General features: G+C 67.2%; 18 protein-coding genes. 13 read left to right on the top strand and 5 right to left on the bottom strand.

Annotated elements, in window-relative coordinates; all coding sequences use genetic code 11:
• The first annotated feature begins 148 nt into the window (after window positions 1-148).
• The 3 genes from M9978_RS11935 to M9978_RS11925 all read left to right on the top strand — a co-directional run bounded on the left by M9978_RS11935 (window position 149) and on the right by M9978_RS11925 (window position 6,317).
• Entirely contained in the window at window positions 149-2,284 is a 2,136-nt protein-coding gene (locus M9978_RS11935; protein WP_254293444.1) for a TonB-dependent siderophore receptor, read from the top strand.
• Between the two features lie 137 nt (window positions 2,285-2,421).
• Window positions 2,422-3,240: an alpha/beta hydrolase gene (locus M9978_RS11930; RefSeq protein WP_254293442.1), complete on the top strand. Its 819-nt coding sequence runs from the start codon at window positions 2,422-2,424 to the stop codon at window positions 3,238-3,240.
• Window positions 3,237-6,317, top strand: coding sequence for an amidohydrolase family protein (locus M9978_RS11925; protein WP_254293439.1), 3,081 nt, complete (start codon window positions 3,237-3,239; stop codon window positions 6,315-6,317). Before M9978_RS11930 ends, M9978_RS11925 begins: the two co-directional genes overlap by 4 nt.
• Here the strand turns inward: M9978_RS11925 and M9978_RS11920 are convergent.
• Complete coding sequence (locus M9978_RS11920; RefSeq protein ID WP_254293438.1) at window positions 6,305-7,351, bottom strand: alpha/beta hydrolase; 1,047 nt, start codon at window positions 7,349-7,351, stop codon at window positions 6,305-6,307. The genes M9978_RS11925 and M9978_RS11920 overlap by 13 nt on opposite strands.
• The gene (locus M9978_RS11915) at window positions 7,348-8,589 is read right to left on the bottom strand and encodes an MFS transporter (RefSeq protein WP_254293436.1); all 1,242 of its coding nucleotides are present in this window, start codon (window positions 8,587-8,589) and stop codon (window positions 7,348-7,350) included. The genes M9978_RS11920 and M9978_RS11915 overlap by 4 nt, the downstream gene beginning before the upstream one ends.
• A gap of 68 nt (window positions 8,590-8,657) precedes the next feature.
• On the opposite strand from M9978_RS11915, the gene M9978_RS11910 reads away from it, so the two are divergent.
• Complete coding sequence (locus M9978_RS11910) at window positions 8,658-9,563, top strand: alpha/beta hydrolase (protein ID WP_254293434.1); 906 nt, start codon at window positions 8,658-8,660, stop codon at window positions 9,561-9,563.
• A gap of 9 nt (window positions 9,564-9,572) precedes the next feature.
• A complete protein-coding gene (locus M9978_RS11905) occupies window positions 9,573-10,580 on the top strand; it encodes a substrate-binding domain-containing protein (protein ID WP_254293431.1) in 1,008 nt (335 codons plus the stop codon).
• 17 nt (window positions 10,581-10,597) lie between these two features.
• Here the strand turns inward: M9978_RS11905 and M9978_RS11900 are convergent, their stop codons facing one another.
• Window positions 10,598-11,530: an alpha/beta hydrolase gene (locus M9978_RS11900; protein WP_254293429.1), complete on the bottom strand. Its 933-nt coding sequence runs from the start codon at window positions 11,528-11,530 to the stop codon at window positions 10,598-10,600.
• 149 nt (window positions 11,531-11,679) lie between these two features.
• On the opposite strand from M9978_RS11900, the gene M9978_RS11895 reads away from it, so the two are divergent.
• From M9978_RS11895 to treF, 4 genes are read left to right on the top strand one after another with little or no spacing between them, the layout of a single operon-like run.
• A complete protein-coding gene (locus tag M9978_RS11895) occupies window positions 11,680-13,971 on the top strand; it encodes a TonB-dependent receptor (protein ID WP_254293427.1) in 2,292 nt (763 codons plus the stop codon).
• 2 nt (window positions 13,972-13,973) lie between these two features.
• Window positions 13,974-14,930 (top strand): alpha/beta hydrolase, encoded by a 957-nt coding sequence (locus tag M9978_RS11890; RefSeq protein WP_254293425.1) that lies wholly within the window; start codon window positions 13,974-13,976, stop codon window positions 14,928-14,930.
• Window positions 14,927-16,558, top strand: coding sequence for an AMP-binding protein (locus M9978_RS11885; RefSeq protein WP_254293423.1), 1,632 nt, complete (start codon window positions 14,927-14,929; stop codon window positions 16,556-16,558). The genes M9978_RS11890 and M9978_RS11885 overlap by 4 nt, the downstream gene beginning before the upstream one ends.
• Complete coding sequence (gene treF, locus M9978_RS11880) at window positions 16,536-18,044, top strand: alpha,alpha-trehalase TreF (protein ID WP_254293421.1); 1,509 nt, start codon at window positions 16,536-16,538, stop codon at window positions 18,042-18,044. Before M9978_RS11885 ends, treF begins: the two co-directional genes overlap by 23 nt.
• Here treF and M9978_RS11875 read toward each other — a convergent pair.
• Window positions 18,031-19,545: an aldehyde dehydrogenase family protein gene (locus tag M9978_RS11875; protein WP_254293418.1), complete on the bottom strand. Its 1,515-nt coding sequence runs from the start codon at window positions 19,543-19,545 to the stop codon at window positions 18,031-18,033. The genes treF and M9978_RS11875 overlap by 14 nt on opposite strands.
• Window positions 19,546-19,712: 167 nt before the next feature.
• Here M9978_RS11875 and M9978_RS11870 point away from each other — a divergent pair, with 167 nt between their 5' ends.
• The 3 genes from M9978_RS11870 to M9978_RS11860 are packed head-to-tail and all read left to right on the top strand — an operon-like array spanning window position 19,713 to window position 22,774.
• Window positions 19,713-20,630, top strand: coding sequence for a LysR family transcriptional regulator (locus M9978_RS11870; protein ID WP_254293416.1), 918 nt, complete (start codon window positions 19,713-19,715; stop codon window positions 20,628-20,630).
• The gene (locus M9978_RS11865; RefSeq protein ID WP_254293415.1) at window positions 20,627-21,832 is read left to right on the top strand and encodes an MFS transporter; all 1,206 of its coding nucleotides are present in this window, start codon (window positions 20,627-20,629) and stop codon (window positions 21,830-21,832) included. Before M9978_RS11870 ends, M9978_RS11865 begins: the two co-directional genes overlap by 4 nt.
• Window positions 21,833-21,850: 18 nt before the next feature.
• On the top strand, window positions 21,851-22,774 hold the full coding sequence (locus M9978_RS11860) for a LysR substrate-binding domain-containing protein (protein WP_254293413.1): 924 nt from the start codon (window positions 21,851-21,853) through the stop codon (window positions 22,772-22,774).
• 3 nt (window positions 22,775-22,777) lie between these two features.
• Here the strand turns inward: M9978_RS11860 and M9978_RS11855 are convergent, their stop codons facing one another.
• Complete coding sequence (locus tag M9978_RS11855; RefSeq protein ID WP_254293410.1) at window positions 22,778-24,436, bottom strand: FAD-dependent monooxygenase; 1,659 nt, start codon at window positions 24,434-24,436, stop codon at window positions 22,778-22,780.
• A 285-nt stretch (window positions 24,437-24,721) separates the two neighbouring features.
• Here M9978_RS11855 and M9978_RS11850 point away from each other — a divergent pair, with 285 nt between their 5' ends.
• The gene (locus M9978_RS11850) at window positions 24,722-26,908 is read left to right on the top strand and encodes a TonB-dependent receptor (protein ID WP_254293408.1); all 2,187 of its coding nucleotides are present in this window, start codon (window positions 24,722-24,724) and stop codon (window positions 26,906-26,908) included.
• Window positions 26,909-26,940 lie beyond the last annotated feature (32 nt).

Here is a 26,940-nt window from a genome sequence, read left to right as displayed (position 1 = left end):
TGCCGAGCTTTCGTACCTCAGAATTTCCGATCGCTTGGCCTAGTCCTGAAATCACACACGAAAAACAAAATCGCAAAGCTGCAGGAAAACAGGCTGCGGAGCCGGGCGCCACAAGGCGAGGGCTTCGACATCAGGGAGGCATCAGGACATGATCAGTTTCAATCGGCGCATGATGATCGGGACATCCGCTGTGGCGTTGCTCGCCGCGGCCACGCCAGCACTGGCGCAGGACAGCGAGCAGCCCGCCGACGACGGCGCGATCGTCGTCACCGGCCTCGCCATCGCCGAGGACGAGCCGGCATCGGCCACCGGCCTGTCGCTGACGCTGCGCGAGACGCCGCAGTCGGTGACGGTCATCGACAATCAGCGCATTCAGGATTTCGCGCTGACCAACACCGGCAAATTGCTCGAGCAGGTCGTCGGCCTCAACGTCCAGCGCTATGACAGCGACCGCACGATGTTCACTGCGCGCGGCTTCGACGTGTCCAACGTGCAGATCGACGGGATCGGTTCGCCGCTGCGCTTCAACATCCAGTTCGGCGAGCTCGACACGCTGTTCTACGAGCGGATCGAGGTCATCCGTGGCGCGAGCGGCCTCACCACCGGCGTCGGCAACCCATCGGCGACGATCAACTATATCCGCAAGCGCCCGACCAGGGAGCGCAGCCTGTATCTGGGCGGCTATGCCGGCTCCTACGATGCGTGGCGGGTCGAGGCCGACGCCAATGTCCCGCTCGACGCCGATGGCGACATCGCATTCCGCGTGGTCGGCGCGCACGACCAGCGCAAGAGCCACATGTTCAACTATGACAATACCCGCAACCTCGCCGGCGGGATCCTGTCGGCGCAGATCACGCCCGATCTCAAGGCGACCGCGGGCTATACCTATCAGCACAATCTCAGCCACGGCGCGGGCTGGAGCTCGGTGATCCATCACTATAGCGACGGGACTCGGATCCAGCACGAACGCGACGTCAACTTCGCGCCGCCCTGGGCGTTCTGGAAGGTGATGGACGAGCAGGCGTTCGGCGAGCTCGCCTGGTCGCCCGGCGGCAGCGACTGGAAGGTTCGCGCGATCGTGTCGATGAAGCGTGCGGTCGAGGACCAGGCGCTGCTCTATGTCGGCTTCGGCAACCCCAACCGCACCACCGGCATCGGGCCGATCGGCTTCGCCTCGCAATATCAGGCCGATTATATGCGCTGGACCGGCGATCTGACCGCCGCCGGGCCGTTCACGCTGTTCGGGCGCGAGCATGAGCTGACGCTGGGCGGATCATGGACTCAGGAGGACGGCCGCCAGTGGTCGAACGCCGCGCAGCCGGTGACCTTCCCGGTCGCGGTTCCCGACTTCCGCAACTTCCGCAACGTCCATGTCCCGCGGCCGACCTCGTTCGGGCCGAAGATCCTGCAGCTCGACGAAGTGGAGCGGCAGGCACGCGGCTATATCGCGACGCGGCTCAACCCGGCCGACTGGCTCAAGCTGATCGTCGGCACCAGCTATTCGCACTATAAAGTGACCGGCGTGAATTACAGCGTGCCGACGTTGCGCGACAACAAGGAGTTCAACCCTTATGCCGGCATCCTGATCGATCCGATCGACAACGTCACGCTCTATGCCAGCTACACTTCGACCTTCAATCCGCAGGGCGAGGTGGATGCCAACCGCGTGCGGTTGCAGCCAATTCGCGGCAGCAACATTGAGGCGGGCATCAAGAGCGAGTTGTTGAACAAGCGGCTCTATCTCGCGGCCACCTTGTTCCGGACCAGGCAGGACGGCCTTGCCGAGCTCGTCGGGTCGAGCGTTCCGCCGGCAGACTTCTATCTCATCTACCGTCCCGTCGACGTCACCGCCACGGGCTTCGAGATCGAGCTTGCCGGCCACCTGACCGCCGCCTGGCAGATCAGCGGCGGCTATACCGGGCTGCGGATCGAGGACAAGGATGGCAAGCTGACGCGCACCTATCAGCCGCGCCAGTCGCTCAAGCTGTCGACCAACTACCGCTTCGTCGATCTCAACAATCTGACGATCGGCGCGCAGCTGCGGTGGCAGGGCGATACCTACGCCGCGGTGGCGGCGCTGCCCGGCGTCGAGCTTCGGCAGGAGGCCTATGCGGTGTTCGACCTGATGGCGGGCATCGACATCGACGACACCTTCCGCGCGTCGATCAACCTCGCCAATGTCACCGACAAATTTTATATCACCTCGATGGCGGCCGCGGCCTCCGACATGGGCAATTTCGCGCCGGGCCGCAATTTCACCGTCTCGCTCAGCGCCAAGTTCTGAGGCGTGTGGCCGGGCGCGCGGACCGGACAGCCCGTGCGCCTGACCCGCACGATTGCGACAATGACCCGCCAGACGGCTTCACGGCGTCTGGCGGGCTTTGTAGCAAGGGTATCCATGCCGCGAAGCCGAGGTCACCGATGCGCCTGATCCTGACGCTGATGCTTGCCCTGGCGGGACTCGTGCCCGCTGCCGCTGCCCAACGCGGTCAGCCGGTGCAGCGCGCCGAGCTGTGGAACAGCGAACAGTTCGTGGTGCATTCGAAGATCCTCGACCGCGATTTCCTGATCCAGGTCGCCAAGCCGTTCGGGCCGGTCAAGGGCAAGGTGCCGGCAGTCTATATCACCGACGGCAACATGCTGTTTTCGACTGCCGCCGGGATCATCGCGTCGAGCGCCGGCAAGGAGAGCACGGCGCCGGCCTATTATGTCGGCATCGGCTATCCCGAGCAGGACCGCGAGCGGTGGTACCGCGATCGTTCGCAGCATCTGACGCATGTCGACATGAAGGCGGCGATCGCGACCGGCAACGGCGCGCGGTTCGCGCAGTTCGTGATCAAGGAGCTGCAGCCGCTGATCGAGAAGCGCTACCCCGTCGATCCGGCGCGCAACGTGCTGGTCGGCTATTCGTTCGGGGGGCTGTTCGCGACCAATGTGCTGCTGCGGCATCCCGAAGCGTTCGAAACCTATCTGCTCGGCAGCCCGTCGATCTGGGCTCAGCCGAAACTGCTGGAAATGGCGAAGGCGTTCGAGAGCGCGGCATCGCCCAAGCGCGTGTTCATCGCTATTGGCGGCGAGGAGAAGCCGTTCATGCTCGCAAAGGAGCTGCACGCGGCGCTCGACCGGCCGGGCAACGGCGTGACATTGCGCTATTGGTCGGTGCCCGATGAGAACCATATGACCGTGCCGCCGGCCTTTCTGTCGCGCGCGCTGCGGTTCGCGCTGCCGCCGCAGCCATGAGGCGGCGCGAGGTTCTGGCCGCGAGCGGCGGGGCCGGGCTGGCGCTCGCCGCCGGCGCGCCGGTGCCGGCGGGCGCGGTCGATCGAAAGCGCGACGTGACGGTGAGCGAGGCGACCAACGTCGCGCTCGCCGCATCGCCCGACGGCAAGCGCATCGCCTTCGATCTGCTCGGCATCCTGTGGACCATCCCGGCCGGCGGTGGCGAGGCGATCCGGCTGACCGGCGATTTCGACGATATCGCCCAGCCCGACTGGTCACCGGATGGCAAGCGCATCGCCTTTCAATCCTATCGCACCGGCAATTTCCAGATCTGGTCGATTGCGCCAGACGGCACCGGGCTGAGACAGCATAGCGATGGGCCGTTCGACCATCGCGAGGTGCGCTGGTCCCCCGATGGCCGGACGATTGCCTTTGCCTCGGACCGCAGCGGTGGGCGCTATGCCATCCACCTGCTCGACATCGCATCGGGCCGAGTGAGCCTGTTCTCGCGCGGCACGGGGCAGGATTCCGAACCGGCCTGGTCGCCCGACGGCAAGCGGATTGCCTATGTCACGGACGGCACGAAGCTGATGGTCGTGGACCTCGCCGGACGAGGCGAGCAGGTCGCCATCGTGGCGTCGCCCGCCACCCTGCGCGCGCCGAGCTTCGCCCCTGATGGACGGCTGGCCTATTTGCGGGTCGAGGCTGGCGGCGTGACGCTGGTCGTCGACGGCAAGGACAGGATCGTCGGTCAGGATCTCTATGTGTTCCGGCCAGCCTGGCTGCCCAATGGCGATTACCTCTATGGCGCAGCCGGACATATCCGCACGATGTCGGCGACCGGGGTCAGCCGCATCGTTCCTTTTTCGCTCAAGGCGCCGGTCAGGACGCCGAACTATGCCAAGCGGCGGCGTGATTTCGACAGCGCGGCGCGGCGCCCGGTGGCCGGTATCGCCTCCCCGATGCTCTCGCCGGACGGGCGGACGGTCGCCTTTGCCGCGCTCAGCCAGCTCTGGACGATGCCGATCGGCGGACGGCCGGTTCGGTTGACCGACGATGGCTGGTACAAATGCCATCCGGCCTGGTCGCCCGATGGGCGCATGCTTGCCTATGCCTGCGATCGCGGCGGCACGCTGCAATTGTGGCTGCGCGACTTGCGGGATGGCGCGGAACGGCAGCTGACCAGCCTGCCCAACGCCGCTGCGGTGTCACCAGCCTGGTCGCAGGACGGCAAGCTGATCGCGTTCCTCACGCAGGACGGTGAGCTTCATACGGTCGAGCTGGCGAGCGGCGCGGTGCGCAAAGTCTATGACGCGCTGTGGGAGCCCGGCCGCCCGTCGTTCGGACCGGAGGCTCGCACCATCGCGCTGGCGGCGTTCAAGCCGGCTTCGGCGCGCTACCGTGAAGGGCTCAGCGAGATCCTGACGATCGACCGCGCGACGGGCAGGGGCAGCTATGCGCCGGTCCTGCCGGGCAAGTCGATCGCGACGCGCGGCGACGACGGGCCGGTGTGGTCGCCCGATGGCAAGGCCATGGCGTTCGTCTTCGCCTCGACCTTGTGGACCGCGCCGGTCGATGCGAATGGCACGTTCACCGGCAAGCCGAAACAGCTCAACGCCGAGGTCACCGATGCGATCAGCTGGAGCGGGGATTCGAAGTCGATCCTCTATCTCTGCAACGGCAAATTGCGGCTGATCGCGGCGGCGGGCGGCAAGCCGCGCACGATCCCGTGCGCGCTCGACTGGGCCAATGCCCGGGTCGCCGGGCGGATGGTGGTGCGCGCCGGGCGGCTATGGGATGCGAGCGGCCCGGCCTATCGGCGCGATACCGATGTGGTGATCGAGGGCAACCGTATCGCCGCGATTGTGCCGCGCGGCAGCGTCACCGATGCCGATGCGCGCGTGATCGACGGCGGCCGGCTGACATTGCTGCCCGGCCTGATCGACATGCACACGCATCGCCAGATGCAGGGCTATGCCTATGGCGACCGCATGGGGCGGTTGTGGCTGGCGATGGGGGTAACGGCGACGCGCTCGCCCGGCGCGCCAGCCTATCATATGGTCGAGGACCGCGAGGCGATCGACAGCGGCGCGCGGATCGGCGCGCGGCACTATGCCACCGGCGAAGCGATCGACGGGTCGCGCATCTTCTACAATTTCATGCGGCCGGTGACCGAGCCGGGCCAGCTTGCCCTCGAACTGTCGCGGGCACGGGCGCTGTCCTACGACATGGTCAAAACCTATGTCCGGCTGCCGCATGCCGACCAGGCGGACGTCGCGCGCGCGGCGCATGCGATGGGGATGCACCTGTCGTCGCACTATCATTATCCCGCGCTCGCCAGCGGGATGGATTGCGTCGAGCATATGGGCGCGACCAGCCGCTATGGCTATTCGCGCACGATGACGACGCTGGGCGGCGGCTATCAGGATGTGAACGGCCTGTTCGCCGCCGCGCGGGCGGGGCGGGTGCCGACCCTGTTCAGCGCGCATGCGCTGCTCGGCGAGAGCGACGAGTGGCTGGACGATCCGCGGATACGCGCGCTCTATCCGGCGTGGGACTATGCGAAGCTCGCGGCGCGGGTGAAGCTGATGCGCGAGAGCGATCCGGCGCCCGCGCTCGCCAATCTCGCGCGGCAGGTGCGCCAGATCCGCGACATCATGGCGGCCGGCTGGCATGTGATGACCGGCACCGACGCGCCGATCGATTTTTCGGGCATCAGCCTGCACCTCAACCTGCGCGGCATGGTCCGCTTCGGGATCACGCCGCACGAGGCGCTGCTGACCGCGACACGGCATTCGGGCGAGTTCATGAACGAGCCGATCGGCCGTATCGCGCCGAGCATGCTGGCCGACATGATCCTCGTCGATGGCGATCCGCTGAACCGGATCGAGGATGCGGCCAAGGTCAAGTGGATCATCCTCAACGGCACGCCGCAGACGCCGGACGCGCTCATCGCGCCGTTCGCCGGCGTCCGCACGTCAGCCGGCGTCCGCGAAACACCGCGGCGCGCGCATGCAGGCCCGCCGCAGCATTGGTGGGAGGATGCCGCCTATACGGCCAGCGCCCGGACGAGTTGCTGCGCCGATCACCTCGCTTGAGGCCGTGAGGACGGCACGAGGCGGCGCTTGAGGAAGTTCGCCATCAGTGCGTTGGCCTGATCGGTCTCGGGAATGTCGAGAAGGTAGGTCCAGAAAGCGTGCGGCAGGCCGTCGAAGATCACCAGCTGCGCGTCCACGCCGCGTTCGAGCAGCGCTCGGCCGAAGATCGACGTGCCGCTCAGCGCCAGGTCGCGCGTGCTGCTGACCAGCAGCGTCGGCGGGAAGCCCGACAGATTGCCATGGATCGGCGAGAGGACGGGATCGGTACGCGGCACCTTGTAGCTGTCCTCCAGCTCCAACCCGCCGCCCGGCATCGGCATCCAGGATTCCGAATCGCCCTTCTTGCTGGCATCGGCGGTGCCCGAGAAGAAGCCGAGCGCCGCCGGCATCGGCCGGCCGAGGCTGGTCAGCCGCGCGAGCAGCTGCGCGCCCAGCACGGCGCCGGCGGAGGTGCCATAGACCGCGAGCCGCGACGCCTTGCGGTCCTTCTCGAGCGCCTGATACACGGCGAGCGCGTCGTCGAGCCGGGCAGGATAGGGGTTTTCGGGCGCGAGCCGGTAGAGCACCGCGACGACCGGCACCCCCGTCAGCGCAGCCATTGGAATGGTCTCGGTCAGCGATCCCGAATCGACCTTGCCGCCCCCGCCATGCAGGTTGAGCAGCACCGGCCCCTTGCCGAGCGCGTTCACGCCCTTGGGATAGATGATCCGTACCGGCACGCCGGCGATCACCGCCGCCTCGATGCGGACGCCGTGGCGCTTTGCGAGCTTCGCCCCCATCGCGTCCTGCATCCCGCCGACGAGCTGGCGGATCACCGGCATCGGCGGCAGTGGATTGGGCATCGGCGTGTTGGCCGACGCCATCGCCGCCGCGCGCCCCTCCGGGCTGACCGTTTCGGGCATCGGCCAGATGCGGATGTTGCGCGCGGGCGGCGTGGTCTGAGAGAAGGCGGCGGTCGCGATGCCGCCGGCCAGCAGCGTGACCGCCGCGATGCGGGCAAAAAGGTGGATTCTCGACGGTGCCGTGCGTGTCATGCTTCCACTCCCGATGCGGACAAGGGCTGTTGGGGTTGTTCGATTGAGTCCGGTGTCTTCGCCGGCCAGGCGAACGCCACGCCGAGCGCGGCCAGCACGGCCATGGCGAGATAGGCGGGCGCGACACCGTGCGACCACAGCAGGCCCGACCCGGCGGTGGTGACGGCGAGCGCCACCCCGAGCAGCACGGCGTTGAGACCCTGCGCCGCCGCGCTGGTCTGCACCGGCACGCGCGCCGCGATCACCAGCATCGTGCCGAGGATCGCGCCGGTCGAGGTGATGCCGTGCAGCAGCTGCGCCGCGAACAATATGCCGATCACGGGATCGCTCGCCATGACCAGCCAGCGCAGCGCCGCCGCGGCGGCGGCGATACAGATCAGCAGGCTCGGATCGCGCCGGCCGAGCAGCTTCGAGCCGAACCAGAAAGCGAGGATCTCGGCGCTGACCGCCAGCGCTTGCAGCAGGCCGATCATCCCGGTCGAGATGCCCTGTGCGCTCCACTGGATCGCGCCGAAGCTGGTCAGCACGCCGTGGCTGCCCATGATCATCGCGGCGGCGATCATCGCGCGCATCAGCTTGCGGTCGGCGATGACGTCGCGCCACTTGCCGGTCACCCCGGCCTCGACCGTCGCCATCTGGCGGTCGGACGGCAGCAACGGCGCGACCGCGGCCGGCAGCAACAGCAGCAGCGCGACCAGCCAGGGGAGCGATTCGATCCCGATCACGCCGAACGCCCAGCCGGCGGCCGCGGTGGACGCGACCACGCCGATCGCCCCCCACACGCGCATCCGCCCGAAATCCAGCGCGCGGCTGCGCACCGCCATGACCGCATAAGCATCGGTCAGCACCGGCAGCTGGTCCCACATGATCGAGAAGGCGAGGATGATCGCGATCCGCCCGGCATGTTCGGGATTGCCGAGCAGCAAGGTGATCAGCGCCGCCGACAGCAGCGCCGTCACCATGATCGAATCGCGCACCCGGCCGCGCTTGCCGGCCCAGGCCGAGAAGGGCGCGACCGTCAGCAGTCGCAACACCAGCGGGATCGCCAGCAGCACGCCGATCTCGCCCGGCGTGGCGCCCATCGTCTTCAGGTACAGCGGGATGAAGGCGAAGAAGCCGTAATGCAGGTACAGAGCGAGATAGAGCCCCGACACGCCCAGCGAGAGACGCCGCGCGGCACGATCAGGCGCTGCACCGGGCACTAGGCCGATGCCCGACGGGCTCATCTCCAAACTCATTTTCCACTCCCGCTATTGTAATGCGCCGCAGCCTGATTGATATCGATGTCATCAATCAGGAGAGGTTCATGCTGGATCGCGACATTGCCGCATTGCTGGGGGAGCCCGCGCCGATGCCGGCGCTGACCCCCGAGATCATTCCGATGATGCGCGCCGGCATGGCCGCGGCCGGACAGGCGCTGACCGGGCCTGAACTGGCGAACATTCGCGATCTCGATGCCGACGGCGTGCCGGTGCGGCTGTATCTGCCCGAGGGCGAGGGGCCGCTCCCGCTGCTCGTGTTCCTGCATGGCGGCGGCTGGATGTTCGGCGACCTCGAGACGCATGATGCGATGCATCGCCACCTCGCCGCACGCACCGGCTGCGCGGTGCTCGGCGTCGGCTACCGGCTGGCGCCCGAGCATTGCTTTCCCGCAGGGCTCGACGACGCGGCCACGGCGTTCGCTTGGGCACGGCGCGAGGCGCAGGCGCTCGGCTGCGACCCGGACCGAATCGCGCTGGGCGGTGAAAGTGCGGGCGGCAACTTCACCGCCGCGATCACGCTGAAGCTGCGCGAGGTCGGCGAGCCGCAGCCGCTGTTCCAGCTGCTCGTCCACCCCGCGACCGATCTCGCCTTCCAGATGCCGTCGTTCGACGAGGTCGAAGCGCCGGGATTGAGCCGGGATTATCTCGACAGCGGGGTCGCGATGTATGCCGGGAAGGCCGATGTCGCCGACCCGCTGATCTCGCCGCTGCGTGCCGATCGGCATGACGCGCTGGCGCCGGCGATCGTGCTGACCGCGGCGGAGGATCCGTTGCGCGACGATGGCGAGTACTATGCTGCGGCGCTGGCGCGGGCGGGGGTCGAGACGCTGGTCTCCCGGTTGCCCGGCCTGCCGCATGGCTTCATGTTCCTGCCGGTCGAACTGCCCGCCGTCTCGCGCGCGTTCGACTTGATCGCGCGGCTGCTGCGCCGCTATTTTGCCGCCGCGTAAGGGGGGATGATGAACAAGCCCGGCACCGCCAGCGAGCGGCCGACGATGGAGATGGTCGCGGCGCTCGCCGGCGTCTCCAAGATCACCGTGTCGCGCGCCCTGCGCGGCAGCGAGCTGGTGCGCCCCGAACTGCGCGAACGAATCGCCCGGATCGCGGGCGAGGCCGGCTATCGCATGAACGTCGCCGCGCGCAGCCTGCGCACGCGGCGCACCCAGACGATCGCGGTGGTGATCGAACAGCTCGCGCGCGATGATCGCCCGATCGCCGATCCGTTGCTGCTGACGATGATCGGCGGTCTGCTCGAAGTGCTCACGCCCGCCGATCACGCGATGCTGCTGACCACCAACGATCACTTCCTCGAATCGAACACAATCGGCGCCGACGGCGTGGTCGTGATCGGGCAGGGCGAAGGCGGGCGCTGCCTCGCGCAGCTCGGCAATTTCGGGCTGCCGCTGGTGGCGTGGGGCGAGCCGGTGCCGGGGCTGAACGTGCCGGTGATCGGCAGCGACAATCGCCAGGGCGGGCGGCTCGCCGCCGAACATCTCGTCGCGGCAGGCCGCAAGCGCCTGTTGTTCCTCGGCGACGCGCAACATCCCGAAGTCGCCGGCCGGCTGGAGGGCGTGCGCGAAGTGCTCGCCGCGAGCGAGGCGGTGCTCGCTGGCGTGGTGCCATGCGCCTTCTCGATCGAAAGCGGCGCGGAAGCGACTCAGGCGGCGCTCGACGCCGGGACTCGCTTCGACGCGATCGTCGCCGTCAGCGACTTCATCGCCGCGGGCGCCTGCGACACGTTGACCGCGCATGACATCGCGGTGCCGCGCGCCGTCGCGATCGTCGGGTTCGACGATACGCCGATCGCCAGCACGCATCGCCCGTCGATCTCCTCGGTGCGGCAGGACGCCACCGCCGCCGGGCGCGCGCTGGGCAACGCCATCCTCGCGCTGATCGACGGCGCGTCCGCCTTGCCGGTCGCCACGCCGCTTCCGGTCGCGCTGATCGTGCGCGAGAGCAGCAGCTGAGGGGCGGCGCGCCGGCGTCACGTCAAATGCGTGTCGAAGAAGCGCGCCATCGCCGCGAAGGTCTCGCGCGATTCGGGCAATGTCGTCGCCATGTGATGCGCGTGCCACATGCCGTCGAAATGGATGAGCGACGCCTCGGCACCGGCGGCGAGCAGGCGGCGGTGCATCACGGCCACTGAGCTGGCCGCAAAATCGCGCGTGCCGGTGACCAGCAGGCTGGGCGGGAATTGCGCGAGCATTTCGGGATGCTCGCCGGGGAACACCAGCGGGTCGCGCGGATCGGCGCCGGTGAAATAGGGCAGGCCGGCCAGGCCGAGCGGCTCGGCGGTCTCGGGCTGGCCGTTGAATGCAGCGGTGCTGGCGGCCGAATCGCCCTGCATTTCGAGGCCGGTGCCGCACAGCATCGCGATCGCGCCGGGCAATGGCAGCCCGTCCGCGATCATTCGCGCGGTCGCCTGCGCAGTGAGGATGCCGCCCGCCGAGCAGCCATAGATGCCGGTGCTGCCCGCCGGCTGGTCCGCGAGCAGCGCACGATACACCGCCAGCACATCTTCGACCGCGGCGGGAAACACCTGCTCGGGCGCGAGTGCATATTCGACTGCGATCACGCGGATGCCGCTGGTCGCAGCGACCGGCACGGCTTCGAGCAGCGCGCCCGCACCGCGGCCCCACATGAACGCCCCGCCATGCAGGCACAGCAGCGTGCGGCCGCCCGTATCGGCGCCCGGCGGGGTGACGATGTCGACTCGAACGCCGGCAATCGCGTCCGATGCGATGTCGACGGGATAGGCATCACGCGCGGCGGCAAGATGGCGCTGGTTGAAGGCGTCATAATGCGTGCGCAGCGCGGCGATGTCGCCTTCAGGGGCGGCGGGGGCTTCGGCTTCAGCACGGAACAGTGCCTGCGCTTCCTCGCTGACCCACGGCGCGAACCGGTTGGGGTCGATCATCACATCCTCACCTTGCTACCGATAGCATTCGTTCATTGGCCATGATCATAAGAGCGTTTCCAAACATCGCAAGCGATATTGACATCGATATCATTCGCTCGTAATTCGATGTCGTGCCCGGCGCAGATCCGGCAACTCGGGAGAGGAATATGAAGTCGATGCGTTCCGCACTTGCCCTGGCGCTGCTTGCCGGCACCAGCCTGATTCCAACGATGGCGCATGCGCAGACTGCGGCCGATGACGCTACGCAGCAGGCCGGCGGCCTCGACGACATCGTCGTCACCGCCCGCCGCCGCGAAGAGAATCTTCAGGACGTGCCGATCGCGGTGACTGCGTTCTCGCCCGAGGCGCTGGCGCAGAAGGGGATTACCGACCGCACCTCGCTCGCCGACAACACGCCGTCGCTGTTCACGATCAATGGCGGCTATCCGCGTGAGTTCGCCTTCTTCGCGCTGCGCGGCCAGGGTCCGGCCTTCGGATCGACGCCCGGCGTGGTCAATTACTTCGCCGAGGTCCCCAACAGCGTCAACATCGACGGGCGCACCGGCACCTATTACGACCTCGCCAACGTCCAGGTGCTGGCCGGGCCGCAGGGCACGCTGTTCGGTAAGAACGCGACCGGCGGCAACATCCTGTTTGAGCCGGCGAAGCCGACCAGCGAGTTCGGCGGCTATGTCCGCGCCGAATATGGCAATTACAACAATCGCCGGGCCGAGGGTGCGATCAACGTGCCGATCGTGACCGACAAGGTGCTGTTGCGCGTCGCGGGATCGATCGGCCGGCGCGACGGCTATACGATCGATGTCGGCACGAAGTTCGCGGGCAAGGATTATGACGATCTCGGCTATGAGAGCGTCCGCGTCGGCCTGACGCTGCGCCCGATGGACGGCGTCGAAATCTATACGATGGGCCGCTATTTCCATTCCGCGACCAATGGCGGCGGCACGACGCTGGGTGCGTTCAAGCCGACGGCGGGTTTCGACGCCTCTGCGTTCGGCTTGGGCTTCCTGCCGGTGGTGGCCTTCTATCCGGGCATGGCGACCGCGGTGGCCCAGCAGCAGGCAAGAGGGCCGCGCCGGGTCGCTTATGATCTCGATCAGTTTTCCGACACGCAATATTGGCAGGTCATCAACCAGACCTCGATCGAGCTGACCGACAATATCAAGCTGCGCAACATCATCAGCTATTCGCAGTTCCGCAACCGCTACGCCTATGATTACGACGCGACAATGTTCCCGCTCGCGGGGCAAAGCTCGCAGTCCTACGACACCAATGCGCCCAATTATTTCACCGAGGAACTGCAGCTCCAGGGCAGTGCCTTTGGCGGCGCGATCGACTTCTCGGTCGGCGGCTATCTCGATCGCCAGACCTGGGAAGATCCGGCGGGCATTGAGACCTTCTATCAGTTCCCGCTCGGCACGGTGCTGCCGCCTGCCCAGGCGTTTTTCACGCAGACCAACAAGAGCGAAGCGGTGTTCGGGCAGGCTACCGTCGATCTCGGCACGCTGTCGCCGTCGCTGACCGGCCTCAGCGTCACCGGCGGGCTGCGCTATACCTGGGAGCATAGCTTCGTCTCGCAGAACATCAGCGGCACGGTCGTCGCCGGCGACGCGAATAGCGATTATCTGAGCTACACCGCGACGCTCGACTATGACGTGTCGCAAGGCGTGCATGCCTATATCACCGCGCGCAACGCCTTTAAGTCGGGCGGCGTCAACGGGCCGGTGCCGGTGGGATCGAGCTTCCGCACCTTCCCGCCGGAAAAGCTGTCGGACATCGAGCTTGGTCTGAAGTCGCAATTCACGATCGGCGGCGTTGCTGCTCGCGCCAACCTCGCGGTCTATCGCGGCATCTATGACAATATCCAGCGTACCACGGTCGAATCGATCACGGTGGCGGGGGCGCCGTTGTTGCTCAACGTCACGCGCAGCGCGGCCAAGGGCAAGATTCAGGGGCTGGAGTTCAACGGCTCGATCGTCCCGGTGCGCGGGCTGACGATCAACGGCAGCTATTCGTATATCGATGCGAAATACACCAAGGTGACCGACGCCAGCGCGGGCGCGATCCTCGCCGGCTCGCCGTTCCCCTTCACGCCCGAACATAAATTCTCGATCGGCGGCATCTATGAGGCGTCGCTGGGCGGCATCGGCGAGCTCGTGCTGTCGGCGAATTACGTCCGCCAGACGGAGGTTTCGACCGCACAGACCAACGCCTCCTTCTATCGCTTCCTGCCGGCCTATGGCGTGCTCAACGCCGGCATCGACTTGCGCAATGTCGGCGGATCGCCGCTCGATATCGGCCTGTTCGTGACCAATCTGACCGATGTCGCCAAGCCGGTCGGCGTGCTCGACGGCTATAATACCGCGATCGGCGTCGTTGGCCTGACCTATTCCGAGCCGCGCATGTTCGGCGTGCGGGTCGGCTACCGCTTCGGGAACTGACCGTGGCGGCGGGTGCCCCCGTACAACCGCCCTTCGCGCTGACCGTCAGCGCGGAGGCGCGGGCGGTCATGACGCCGATGCTGACGCAGGCCCCGGCGCCAGAGATGACGGCGACGCTGATGCGCAATCCGGTCACTCGCGCCGCGATCCGCGCCGCCGCGGCCAATCATCTCAAACCGCTCAACAAGGGGCGGGCGAAGCGCTTCGGCGTCGATGTCGCCAAGGGCAAGATCGCCGGTGTGCCGGTCAAGTTCGTGCGGCGGCGCGACGCCGATATTGGCGACCAGCGCTTGCTGATCAATTTCCACGGCGGCGGCTTCATGGTCGATGCGGGCTCGCTCACTGAGACGATCCCGATCGCCGGACTCACCGGCATTCCTGTCGTGACGGTGATGTACCGCATGGCGCCCGAGCATCCCTATCCGGCGGCGGTGGACGACGCGCTCGCGGTGTACAAGGAGGCGCTGTCGCAGCGCCCGGCCAGGTCGATCGCGATCTATGGCACGTCGGCGGGCGCCGTGCTGACGCTGCAATTGCTGGCGCGGATCAAGGCCGAGGGGCTGCCGATGCCGGCGGCTGGCGGTTTCTTCTCAGGCTCGGGCGATCTTGCCCGGCCCGGCGATTGCGAAGCCTTTCTGCCGTCGATCATGGGAACGCGCACCGCGCCCGAGACCCTGGCCGATTATTGTGGAGACACGGAGCGGACCGATCCGCTGCTCTCGCCAATCTTTGGCGACCTGACCGGCCTGCCGCCGATGCTGCTGATGACCAGCACGCGCGATCAGCTGCTCAGCCAGACCGTGCTCGCCGATCTCGCGCTGCGACAGGCCGGCGTCGACGTCGACCTGCGCGTCTATGAAGGGATGGCGCACGCCTTCTGGGCGTGGATCGAATGCCCCGAAACCGAAGTCGCGCTGGCGGCGCAAGCGGCGTTCTTCGAGCGCCACGTGCAAGCATGAGCGAGGGGCTGTCCCATGCCGTCGGTCCCGCCAAGCCGCCGGTCCCGCACGGGACGATCGGCGACTGGCTCGATGCCGCCGCCGAGCGCTTCGGCGCAAACGATGCGCTGGTCCTGCCGTGGCAGAACATCCGCTGGAGCTGGGCCGAGCTGCGCGAGCGCACCGATGCGCTGGCACGCGGACTCGACAGCCTGGGGCTGAGCGCGGGCGATCGAGTCGGCATCTGCGCGCCGAACTGCGCCGAATGGGTGCTGACCCAGCTCGCCACGGCGCGGCTCGGCATCATCCTCGTCTCGATCAACCCGGCCTATCGCACGCACGAGCTCGGCCATGCGCTGCGCCTGTCGGGTATTCGCGCTTTGGTCACCGCGTCGCGCTTCAAGACCTCCGACTATCTCGGCATGCTGGCCGAGCTGGCGCCGGCAACGGCGGCAAGCGCGCCCCGCATCTTCGACCCCGCACTGCCCGACCTGCGCCACGTCATCGAGATCGGCGGCACCGGCGAAGGCGCGCGGATCGCGTTCGATTCGCTGCTGCTGCCGGGCGATCCGATCCGCGTGGCGCTCGACGCGCATCAGCCGATCAACATCCAGTTCACCAGCGGCACCACCGGCGCGCCCAAGGGCGCCACGCTCAGCCACCGCAACCTGCTGCACAATGCCGCAGCCGCGGCGGCGGGGATGCAGCTCGGCCCGGACGACCGGCTGTGCATCCCCGTGCCGCTCTACCATTGCTTCGGCATGGTGCTCGGCGTGCTGGTGTGCCTGACCAGCGGCGCGGCGATGGTCTTTCCCGGGCAAAGCTTCGAAGCGGCGACCGTGCTCGGCTGTGTCGAGGACGAGCGCTGCACCGCGCTGCACGGCGTGCCGACGATGTTCCTCGCGATGCTCGACCATCCCGACTTCGCCAAGTTCGACCTGTCGACGCTGCGCACCGGCATCGCCGCTGGCGCGCCATGCCCGCCGGCGATGATGCGGCGGATGATCGACCAGATGAACCTGCACGACATCACCATCGGCTATGGCATGACCGAGACCAGCCCGCTCAGCACGCAGACGCGGCCCGGCGCGAATCTCGAGACACGCACCGACACGGTCGGACAGATGCTCCCGCATTTCGAAGGCCGGGTGATCGATGCGCAGGGCGCGCTTCTGCCGCTGGGGCAGCCCGGCGAATATTGCTCGCGCGGGCCGGGCGTGATGCTCGGCTATTGGAACCAGCCCGATGCCACCGCGGCGGCGATCCGCGACGGCTGGATGCACAGCGGTGACCTCGCGACGATCGACGAGCAGGCGCGCGTACGCATCGTCGGGCGGATCAAGGACATGATCATCCGCGGCGGCGAGAACATCTATCCGGCGGAGATCGAGGCGTTCCTGCTCGGCCATCCCGACATCGCCGATGTCGCGGTGTTCGGCATTCCCGATGAGCGGTTGGGCGAGCGCGTCTGCGCCTGGGTCCGCGCGCGGCAGCCCATCGAACCCGATGCGATCGTCGAATGGTGCCGTGGCAGAATCGCGCACCACAAGGTGCCGGCGCTGGTCCGCATCGTCGACGAACTCCCGATGACAGTTACCGGCAAGGTCCAGAAATTCGTGATGCGTGATGCCGAAAACCAGAGGCGCTGAAACCCCCGCCGAACTGTACGGCCCGCTGCTGGCGCGCGTGCAGGAGCGCGGCATCCTCGCGGACGGCAAGACTTTCGTCGATGCCGTGCCGCTGCGGCCGATCGCCGACATCATGGCGGACTTCGCGGCGCTCCACGGCGGCGACAGCGAACTGCTGCGTTTCGTCGTCAGCAATTTCAAGCTGCCGCCCTCGATCGAGCTCGCGGCGCCCAACATGCCGGCGCAGCCGCTGCGCGCGCATATCCGCGCGATGTGGGCGATCCTCGCGCGCGACCCGGAAACCGGCGCGGTCAACTCCTCGGCGCTGCCGGTCGGGCACCGCCATGTCGTGCCGGGCGGGCGGTTCCGCGAGATCTATTATTGGGACAGCTTCTTCACGATGCTGGGGCTGGTGCGCGATGGCGAGATCGCGCTCGCGACCGGCATCGTCGATGCAATGACCGACCTGATCGAGGATCATGGCCATATCCCTAACGGCACGCGGACCTATTATCTTGGCCGGTCGCAGCCGCCCTTGTTCCACATGATGGTCGCACTGCTCGACGACCCGGACCCGCAAGTCGCCGCGCGCCGGCTCGTGGCGATGAAGCGCGAACATGCGTGGTGGATGGATGGCGCCGGCGATCTGACGCCCGGCGCGCGCGTGAATCATGTCGCGATGCTGCCCGATGGCAGCGTGCTCAACCGCTACTGGGACCCGCGCGGTACTCCGCGCGACGAGAGCTGGCGCGAGGATGTCGAGACCGCGGTCGGCAGCGGTCGTCCGCCCGAGCAAGTCTATCAGGATTTGCGCGCGGGCGCGGAGAGCGGCTGGGATTTCTCCTCACGCTGGCTGGACGACGAATTTCTGTCCTCGATCCGCACCACCGCGATCGCGCCGGTCGATCTCAACGCATTCCTCTATGGCCTCGAAACCGCCATCGCGGCGAGCGGCGATGCCGACGCCGCCCGCTATGCCGAACACGCCCGCCTTCGCCGCGACGCGATGCACAAGCATCTGTGGAACGAGCGCGAGGGTTATTTCGCGGATTACGATCTCGAGCGCGGGAGCATCCGGCCGTCCGCCAGCGCCGCGGCGCTGGCGCCGTTGTTGGCAGGACTCGCTTCGCAACATCAGGCGGACGCGACCGCGCGCTTCACACAGGACAAGCTGCTCGCGCCGGGCGGGCTGCGCACCACGTTGGTCGACAGCGGCCAGCAATGGGATAGTCCCAATGGCTGGGCGCCGCTGCAATGGATCGCCATCGCCGGGCTGCGCCGCTACGGCCATGATGCGCTGGCCGGGGACATCGCAAGCCGATGGATCGCCACGGTCGATGCGACCTATGTCCGCACCGGCATGCTCTACGAGAAATACGATGTCGAGACGTCCGCGGTCGGCCATGGCGGCGAATATGCCCCGCAGATCGGGTTTGGCTGGACCAATGGCGTGACGGCGGACCTGATCGACGAACGCGACACCCGCCCGGGCGTCACTTCCAGTTGAAGAAGCCCAGCGGCCGTTCGTCCAGATTGATCGTCACCAGCTTGGAATGCGTATAGCTTTCGAGCGCCGCCTCGCGCCCGAATTCGCGCCCGAAGCCGCTGCCGTGGAATGGCCCGGCCGATGCGCCGCCGACGAAGTTGAAATAGCGGTTCACCCACACGATCCCGGCCTCGAGGTTGCGCGTCAGGCGGTGCGCCCGGCCAAGGTCGCGGGTCCACACGCCCGCCGCGAGCCCGAACTCGGTGTCGTTGGCCTGCTCGACCACGTCATGCTCGTCGGTCCAGCCATAGACGAGGCTGACCGGGCCGAAAATCTCCTCGCGCGCGATCGTCATCTGGTTGTGGACGCCGGTGAAGATCGCGGGCTTGAGATACATGCCCTGATCCAGTTCGCCACCGGTCGCACGGCCGCCGCTCAGGTGAAGCGTCGCGCCTTCCTTCGGTCCCAAATCGAGATAGCCGAGCACCTTGTCCATCTGCATCTTCGACGCCGAGGCGCCCATCTGCGTATGCACGTCGAGCGGGTTGCCGATGCGGACGCTGTTGAGCATCGCGCTGTAGATGTCGAGGAACTCTTCGCGGATTTTTTCGTGCGCGAAGATGCGCGAGCCGGCAACGCACACCTCGCCCTTGTTGAACACGGTCGATGCCGCGCAGCTCTCCGCCGCGGCTTCGAGATCGGCGTCCTCGCAGATCACCACCGCCGACTTGCCGCCGAGCTCGAGGCTCTGCGGGATGATGTTGACCGAGGCATATTTCATCAGCTCGCGCGCGGTGCGCTTGGAGCCGGTGAACGACACCTTGCGGACGCGATGGTCGGTGACCAGCGCCTCGCCGACATCCGGCCCCTGGCCGGTCAGCACATTGACCACGCCGCGCGGGATCAGGTCGGCCATCTCGCGGAAGAACTCCATCACCGACAGCGACACGATCTCCGACGGCTTGAGTACGATCGTGTTGCCGGTCGCCAGCGCCGGCGCGACCTTCAGCGCCATCATCAGCATCGGCACGTTCCACGGAATGATCTGCGCGCACACGCCGAGTGGCTGGCGGTGGATCAGCGAGACCGAATTGGTCCGGTCGATCGTCGTGCCGCCAAGGTCCCAGGCGATCCCGGCATGGACGCGGAACAGCTCGATCACGCCGGGGATGTCGTGCATGAACGCTTCCATCACCGGCTTGCCGTTATTGAGCGTCTCCAGCACCGCATAATCGGCCCGCCGCGCCTCGACCCGGCGCGCAATCTCGAGCAGCAGTTCCTGCCGCAATTCCGGCGGCGACTCCCGCCACGATCCGAACGCGCGATGCGCGGCAGTGACGGCGCGGTCGGCGTCGCGCGCGTCGCCCTTGGCGATATCGGCGAGCTTCTCGCCGGTCGCCGGGTTCATCAGCGCGATCGTCTCCCCGGTCGCTCCTTCGACCCACTCGCCGTCGATGAACTGGCCGAACTGCTGGTTGAAGTCCGGGCGCGTGAAGCGGGGCAGGGCGCTCATGTCGTTCATCTCGGACTCTCCTGAATTTACTTCGCCCGACCCTTCATCGCCGCCCCGCCCGCTGACAAATCACTTCGATTCATGCGCCGGATAAAAAACGATTATGGAGCGTGCCGTTGGACGCTGTGGCACAGGCGCCATAGGATGGCCGGTCACTGCCGGCGGGGATGCGGAACATGCGTTATCGTGCACTGGACACTAACCTGCTGGTGATGCTCGACCTGCTGCTGGAAACGCGCAGCATCACGCGCACGGCCGAAATTCTCGGGCTGACCCAGCCGGCGGTGAGCGCGGGGCTGGGGCGGCTGCGCGATCATTTCTCGGATGAATTGCTGGTGCAGGTCGGGCGGGTGAATGTGGCGACGCCGCTGGCCGAACGGTTGCGCGCGCCGCTGACCGATGTACTCGCGCGCACCGATGCGCTCATCACGCAGCGCGCGAGCTTCGATCCGGCGAAGGACATGCGTGCCTTCTCGTTCCTCGGCTCGGATTATGTCGCGACGACGTTCGGCGGCGAGATCCTGCGCGACGTCGCGATGGCGGGACCGCATCTCAGCGCGCATCTCGAAATGCTCGGCATGCAGACGATCGACGATTTCGAACGCGGCAAGATCGACGTCGTGATCCTGCCGCGCCAGCTCGCCTATGCCGACCACCCGACCGCCGAGCTGTTCGAGGAACGCTTCGTGTGCGCGATCTGGGACCAGCATCCCGAGATCGGCGACACCATTTCCGAAGCGCAATATCTTGCCGCCCGGCACGCCGTGCATCCCTCGGGTCAGGGCGGGCGGCGGCTGCCGATCCTCGACCAGTGGTTCCTGAAACAGTCGGCGATCGTGCGCGATGTCGCGATCCAGGTGCCGTCCTTCGCGCAGGTCCTGCCGGTGCTGCCGGGCACGCCCTATGTCGCCACCATCCAGCGCCGCCTCGCCGAGAAACTGGCGCGGCAGCTGCCGATCCGCATCCTGCCCGCGCCGTTCGACTTCCCGGTGCTTCCGATCGTGATGCAGTGGCACCGCTATCTCGATCAGGATGAAGGCGTGCGCTGGTTCCGGGCCAAGGTGATCGAGACCGTCGCCCGGCTCGGCTTGTGAGTGCAACCACAGCGCAAGGCCGCCTCGTCTGGCTGGCGCTGGCGATGGGCATTTTCGTCGGGGCGGCATCGATCCGCTGCCTCGACGCCGCATTGCCGGTGATCGCGGGCGAGTTCGGGCGAAGCATCGGCACGGCGGGCGCGGTGGTGACCGCCTATGCGCTGAGCTACAGCGCGCTTCAGCTCGTCGCGGGTCCGCTGGGCGACCGGCTCGGGCCTTATCGGGTGATCAGCTGGGCGGCGCTCGGCTCGGCGGTGTTCGCCGGCGGCTGCGCATTGGCGGCGACGTTCGAATGGCTCGTCGTGTTGCGCTTTCTCGCGGGCGGCGTGGCTGCGGCGATCGGACCGCTGACGCTGTTATGGGTGAGTCATGCCGCGCCGGATGGCGAGCGCGCGGTCGCGATCGCCAATCTGACCGCCGCGTCGATCCTCGGCACCACGGCGGGGCAGGTCGGCGGCGGGCTGTTGAGCGGTTTCGTCGGCTGGCGCGCCGTATTCGTGGTGATCGCCGTGGCGTTCGCGGTCGCGGGCGCCGTGCTGGTCCGGGCCGCCGGGCGTCATGCGCAGCTCCGCAATGTCGGCCGTCGCGAAGCGGATGACCGCGCCGCGCCGTCACCGATGCAGCTGCTCCGCCGGCGCGCCGTCTGGCTGGTCCTCAGCGCGGTCGGCGTCGAAGGCTTCGCGCTGTTTATGAGCTTCACCTATGCCGCGCCGCTGTTGCAGGCGCGGCATGGCGTCGGGAGCGCCGGTGCGGGACTGCTGATCGCGCTGTTCGGCGCGGGCGGCGTAGCGTTCGTCATGGGTGCGCGCGCGATCGTCTCCCGGTCGAGCGATGGCATTCGCGCCGCCGTAGCGGGCATGCTGGCGGCCGCGGGACTTGCCGCGCTGGCGCTGGGCGGGCCGCTGGCGCTCACGGCCGCCGCCTTGTTCATGCTCGGCTTCGGCTTCTTCATGCTCCACAACGTCATCCAGCTGCACGCCACGCAAATGGCGCCGGACGCACCCGGCACCGGCATCTCGCTGTTCGCCGCGATGTTCTTCCTCAGCCAGGCGGCGGGCGCCAGCATCGGCGGCTGGCTGGTCGACCGTGCGGGAACAACGCTGCCCTTCGCCGCGTCGGCAGTCATCATCGCAGGCCTTGGACTCGTCGCAGGTCGCGCATATAGCTATCAAGCATCGACTCGCTGGAAAGCAGCCAAATAGAGCATCGGGGGAGGGCGCATGAAGCTGAGCCACATTCGCGACATTCTCGCCGTCGCCGAAGCCGGCAGCCTGCGCGGGGCGAGCCGCAAACTCGGCATCACGCAGCCGACGATCACGCGCAGCATCCGCGATACCGAGAACGAACTCGGCCAGTCGCTGTTCATGCGCCAGCCGCACGGCGTCGTGCTGACCGAGGCCGGGCATATGTTCGTGCGCCGCGCCGTCGCGATTCAGTCCGAAGTTCGCCACATCTTCGAGGAGCTGGAACAGGCGAAGGGCCGCTTCGTCGGCCAGGTGTCGATCGCCGTCTCGGCTGCGGCGAGCATCTCGATCGTCCCGACCGTGCTTCAGAAATTCTACAAGCGATTTCCGCAGGCCCTGCTGCGCGTTAGCGAAAGCCTGTTGCAGCCGATCGAGAGCGACATCCTGTCGGGGGAGATCGATTTCTTCGTCGGCCCGCTCTACGAAAATCGTGCCGCCGCCGGGCTGACGGTCGAGAAGCTGTTCGACAACCGGCGCATCATCGTCGCCCGCCGTGGCCATCCGCTGGCGAGCGCCACCACGCTGGAGCAGTTGCAGGGCGCGGCCTGGGTGCGGCCGTCCTTTTCCGACCGCCGCGACGAAGCCGATTTCGAAGCGATTTTCGAACGCGCGGGGCTGCCACTGCCCAATATCGTGATGCATTCGCGGTCGGCGACAGTGACCGTCCTGGCGATCGCCAATACCGATATGCTGACGATCCTGCCGATCCAATGGCTCGACGAGTTCGCGCTGGGCGGACAATATATCGACATGATCCCGCTCGAACAGCCGCTCCACGCGGCGCCGGTTTGCATCGTGCGGCGCGGCGATCTCCCGCTGACTCCGCTGGCCGAAGGACTGTGCGATATGGTGCGCGGGGCGGGGCTCAATTATGGGATGCGGCTGTCCGCCGGACGATGAGCGTCAGGGCAGGGCGGCCTGACGCGGGGCCGCCTGTGGCGCTTCGGCCCGGCCCGAGGCGAGGCCGAGCAAGCCGGTGCCGGGCCATTGGTCGCCGCGCCAGGCGACGATCTGATCCGGCCGCACCAGCGCGCGCGTCGCGTCGTACAGCGAGCGAAGGCGCGGATCGTCGAGGACGACAATGTCGAGCGGCGTTCCGCTGCGCTCCGCCTCGCGCCGCGCTGCGTCGATATCGGCGCCGTCAGGGTCGCCCAGCACGAGCAGCGTGAAGCCTTGCCCGAACAGGTCGTAAAGCGATTGGCCGTCATCGAGCCAGGCATGCGGCGCGAGACAGCCCGGCGCCGCGCTCGGCTGATAGTCGCGCGAGATGCGCCAAGCCGCCTCGGTCCCGTCCTCCGCGATCACCGGCGACCCGCGATAGCGCAGGCCGAGCACCACGCCGAGCGCATAGAATTCGCGGACCTTGGTGCGCTGGATGAACGCCGCCACCTCCTGCCGGATCGCCTCGCCCTCGGGCGTGTCGTCCTCTATTCCCTCGCGGAACAACTGGTTGGGCAGGACGGCGTGATTGGCCTCGGCCTCGTCCATCACCATGTCGTGCACCGGTCGGCGTTCGGCCTCATAGCTGTCGAGCAACCGCGGCCCGCCCCAGTCCTGCGCGACCGCCGCCAGCTTCCAGCCGAGATCGACCGCGTCGGCGATGCCCATGTTCATCCCGAACCCGCCGAACGGCGGATGCAGGTGGCAGGCGTCGCCGGCCAGAAACACGCGGCCCTTGCGGTAGCGGTCGGCAAGCAGCCGGCTGGCGATCCACAGGTCCGAGCTCAGCACCTTGTAGGGCAGGTCGATACCGGTCGAGCGCCGGATCAGGTCGAGTGCGGCATCGTCGGTCAGAGTCACGCCGGGGGGCAGGCCGGTCGGGCCGAACGACCACAGATCGCCCTCGTCCATCGGGCTGATCACGCTCGGCGCCTCGGCGTTGAGCTGCCAGTACATGATCCCCGGGCCATGCGCATGCGCCTGCGCCAGCCCGGGCGCATGGACGATGACGTTGTAGTTGCGCGAGAGGCCGTAAGTGCCGACCATCGTCGCGCCGATCTGCTCGCGCACGACGCTGCGCGCGCCGTCAGCACCAACGAGATAGTCGCCGGCGATGACCTCTTCCTGCCCGCTGCTCCCCCGCAGTCGCACGCGAACCTCGCCGGCGTCCTGCGCAAAGTCGACGAACTCGGTGCCGTAGAGCATGCGAACATGCGGCAATGACAGCGCCTTCGCCCGTAGCACCGCCTCGAGCTTGTATTGCGGCACCCATTGCGCATGCTCGGAATAGCGCTCGTCACGCGCCGGCGCGCAGTTGAGCGCATCGCGGAAGCGGACGAGGCTGCGCCCTGAAAGGCGCGTCACGAAATGAATGTCGGCGGGATAATCGATCCCGAACGGCGACACCTTCGCCAGCTCGCCGGCGATCCCCCAGCGGCGCATCAGCTCGCGCGTGCGGACATGGGTGGTCTTGGCGCGCGGCGCATAGCCGCCGCGCTCGGTGCGCTCGACGACCAGGCATGGGACGCCCCGCGTGCCGAGCTCGATCGCGAGCGCCAGCCCCGTCGGGCCGGCGCCGACGATGATGACCTGCGGACGCGAATCTGGGCTGGCTGATTTCATGGGCACCTCTCCTGCGGTGTCGGTATCCCGCCGGATGCGGCGCGAGAGGATGGAATAATCGCGTAGTTGATGCCCCCGACCTATCGGCCGCGCCGTGCGGCTTGCCCGATCCGTCGGGGGCCGCCATGATCCGCAGCGAATGACAGCGTCGGCCGTCCCGCGATTGATAGATGGCAGGCATCGAGTCCGGCCAAATTCCATCGCGACGAATGATAGCGACCCGTTCAGTAGATGCGCCAAGCCGCCGCCCATGATGGCGGACGGCATGAGCATGGAGGGGTCACGATGACACAGCGAACCTTAGCAGCGGTACTGGCGACGCAGCTTCTGGCGTCGGCCGCATGGGCGCATGCCGGGCAGGAAACGCCGGCCGGCGCGGCAAGCGGCGATGCGGCGCAGACCAGTTCGGACGACATCGTGGTCACCGCGCAGAAGCGCTCCGAGCGGCTTCAGGACGTGCCGATCGCGGTGTCGGTCGCGACTACCGAGCAGCTCGAAAATTCGGGCATCAAGGACATGCAGTCGCTCAATGCGGTCGTCCCCGGCCTCAATATCGCGACCACGATCGGCACCTTCATCCCCTCGCTGCGCGGCATCGCGGCGGGCAGCAATGTCGTCGAGAACGCCGTCGCGCTCTATATCGACGGCGTCTATCTGCCCAACCAGCGCGACGGCCTGCGCGACTTGCCCGATGTCGAGCAGGTCACCGTGCTCAAGGGGCCGCAGGGCACGCTGTTCGGCCGTAACGCGACCGCTGGCGTCATCCAGATCACGACGCTGCAGCCCAGCGATACGCCGAAGCTGATGGGCAAGATCGGCTATGAAAGCTACGATACGGTCCGGGCCAGCGCTTATGTCAGCGGCGGACTGGGCGAGGGCGTCGCCGCCAGCCTCTCGGGCAGCTACACCACGCAGGGCCGCGGCTGGGGCAAGAGCCTGTCGGCCGGTTTCGACATCTATCGGCTGGAGCACGCCGCATCGCTGCGCGGCAAGCTGGTGTTCACGCCCGGCAGCCGGACCGAGATCACGCTGATCGGCGATTACGTCAATCGGCGCGATTCGGGCGCCAACTATCAGCCCTATCCGGGCACGACCTTCGCCTATCCCGGCTTTGGCCCGACCACCAGCCGGTACCAGAGCTATGCCGGCACGCCGGGCTGGAGCAGCTTCGAGGGCTGGGGCGCGAGCCTCGAGATCGACCATGACCTCGATTTCGCGAAGTTCGTGTCGATCAGCGCTTATCGCAAGGGCGATGGCGGCTTCCGCTTCGACTTCACCAATGTCGCCGCGCCGCTGATCATCAGCACCGGCGAAGTGCCCAACGAGAGCTATTCGCAGGAACTCCAGCTGATCTCGCCGAGTGGCGGCGCGTTCCAGTGGGTCGCCGGCGTGTTCTACTTCCACAACAGTCTGGCCTATCGCAATTTCGAACGCGCCTTCACGGGCATCTTCGCGCCGTTGCCGACCTCGAACCGGACGGTGGTCAGCAACACGGAGGAGGTTGCTGAATCCTTCGCGCCCTTCGCGCAGGTCGACATCAAGCTGGGCGATGCGACCACGCTGACGCTCGGCGGGCGTTGGACTTACGAAAAGCGCACGATCAGCGGTGGCGACACGATTACGCGCTACAACGGCACGACCCTGTTCGTTCCGGCGCAGGCCAACAACACGCTGACGATCAAGCGGCCGACCTGGCGCGCCGCGCTCAACCACCAATTCTCGCCCGACGTGTCGGCCTATGTCTCGTACAATCGCGGCATCAAGAGCGGCGGGTTCAACATCGCGACCGCGAGCACGCCGGCCTATCTGCCCGAGACGCTCGACGACTGGGAAGCCGGGCTCAAGACGCAGCTGTTCGACAACCGGCTGATCTTCAACGTCGGTGCTTTCTACTACAGCTACCAGAATCTGCAGGTGACGACCTTCATCGCCGGCCTGTCGCCGACCGTGACCAACGGCGCGCGCGCACGGCTCTACGGCATCGACGTCGACTTCAACGCGCGGGTATCAGACCAGCTGACGCTGCGCGGTGGCCTCGAATTGATGAAGGCGGAATTCTCCAGCTATCCCAACGCGTCGATCTCGACTCCACGGGCGACCGGCGGCGCGCTGATCGTGCCGGGGTCGGCGACGGGCAATCGCCTGCCGCTCTCGCAGGAGTTCGTCGGCACGATCGCCGCCGATTACAAGGTGCCGATCGGCGACGTGAACACGCTGTTCAACGTCACCGCGACCTATAATGGCGACTATTATCTCGAAGCGGACAATTATGTCCGGCAGCCGGCCTATGTCATGCTCAATGCGTCGGTGCGCATCTCAGACCCGTCGGACCATGTCAGCCTGACGCTTGCGGTGAACAACCTGCTCGACGAGAGCGTGATCGCGCGCAACATCACCAACGCCAATGCCTATCTTGTCAATTATGGCTTCGCCCCGCGCGTCTATTCGGCGACGCTCGGCTTCAAGTTCTGATCCCGGGCAAGGGTGTTGCCATGTCTGGAGCG

Origin of the sequence: Sphingomonas tagetis (assembly GCF_024211275.1) — a bacterium.
GTDB classification, from domain to species: Bacteria; Pseudomonadota; Alphaproteobacteria; order Sphingomonadales; family Sphingomonadaceae; genus Sphingomonas; species Sphingomonas tagetis.
Note: the sequence above shows the minus strand (reverse complement) of the source record. Positions and strands in the feature narration are given on the sequence as shown.

What these genes read in the sequence shown, in the direction of transcription:
- M9978_RS11855 (WP_254293410.1), bottom strand. Translation starts at nt 24,436, where the DNA reads ATGAAATCAGCCAGCCCAGATTCGCGTCCGCAGGTCATCATCGTCGGC.
- M9978_RS11910 (WP_254293434.1), top strand. Translation starts at nt 8,658, where the DNA reads ATGCTGGATCGCGACATTGCCGCATTGCTGGGGGAGCCCGCGCCGATG.
- M9978_RS11930 (WP_254293442.1), top strand. Translation starts at nt 2,422, where the DNA reads ATGCGCCTGATCCTGACGCTGATGCTTGCCCTGGCGGGACTCGTGCCC.
- M9978_RS11860 (WP_254293413.1), top strand. Translation starts at nt 21,851, where the DNA reads ATGAAGCTGAGCCACATTCGCGACATTCTCGCCGTCGCCGAAGCCGGC.
- M9978_RS11875 (WP_254293418.1), bottom strand. Translation starts at nt 19,545, where the DNA reads ATGAACGACATGAGCGCCCTGCCCCGCTTCACGCGCCCGGACTTCAAC.
- M9978_RS11885 (WP_254293423.1), top strand. Translation starts at nt 14,927, where the DNA reads ATGAGCGAGGGGCTGTCCCATGCCGTCGGTCCCGCCAAGCCGCCGGTC.
- M9978_RS11925 (WP_254293439.1), top strand. Translation starts at nt 3,237, where the DNA reads ATGAGGCGGCGCGAGGTTCTGGCCGCGAGCGGCGGGGCCGGGCTGGCG.
- M9978_RS11920 (WP_254293438.1), bottom strand. Translation starts at nt 7,351, where the DNA reads ATGACACGCACGGCACCGTCGAGAATCCACCTTTTTGCCCGCATCGCG.
- M9978_RS11850 (WP_254293408.1), top strand. Translation starts at nt 24,722, where the DNA reads ATGACACAGCGAACCTTAGCAGCGGTACTGGCGACGCAGCTTCTGGCG.
- M9978_RS11935 (WP_254293444.1), top strand. Translation starts at nt 149, where the DNA reads ATGATCAGTTTCAATCGGCGCATGATGATCGGGACATCCGCTGTGGCG.
- treF (WP_254293421.1), top strand. Translation starts at nt 16,536, where the DNA reads ATGCCGAAAACCAGAGGCGCTGAAACCCCCGCCGAACTGTACGGCCCG.
- M9978_RS11915 (WP_254293436.1), bottom strand. Translation starts at nt 8,589, where the DNA reads ATGAGTTTGGAGATGAGCCCGTCGGGCATCGGCCTAGTGCCCGGTGCA.
- M9978_RS11900 (WP_254293429.1), bottom strand. Translation starts at nt 11,530, where the DNA reads ATGATCGACCCCAACCGGTTCGCGCCGTGGGTCAGCGAGGAAGCGCAG.
- M9978_RS11870 (WP_254293416.1), top strand. Translation starts at nt 19,713, where the DNA reads ATGCGTTATCGTGCACTGGACACTAACCTGCTGGTGATGCTCGACCTG.
- M9978_RS11895 (WP_254293427.1), top strand. Translation starts at nt 11,680, where the DNA reads ATGAAGTCGATGCGTTCCGCACTTGCCCTGGCGCTGCTTGCCGGCACC.
- M9978_RS11905 (WP_254293431.1), top strand. Translation starts at nt 9,573, where the DNA reads ATGAACAAGCCCGGCACCGCCAGCGAGCGGCCGACGATGGAGATGGTC.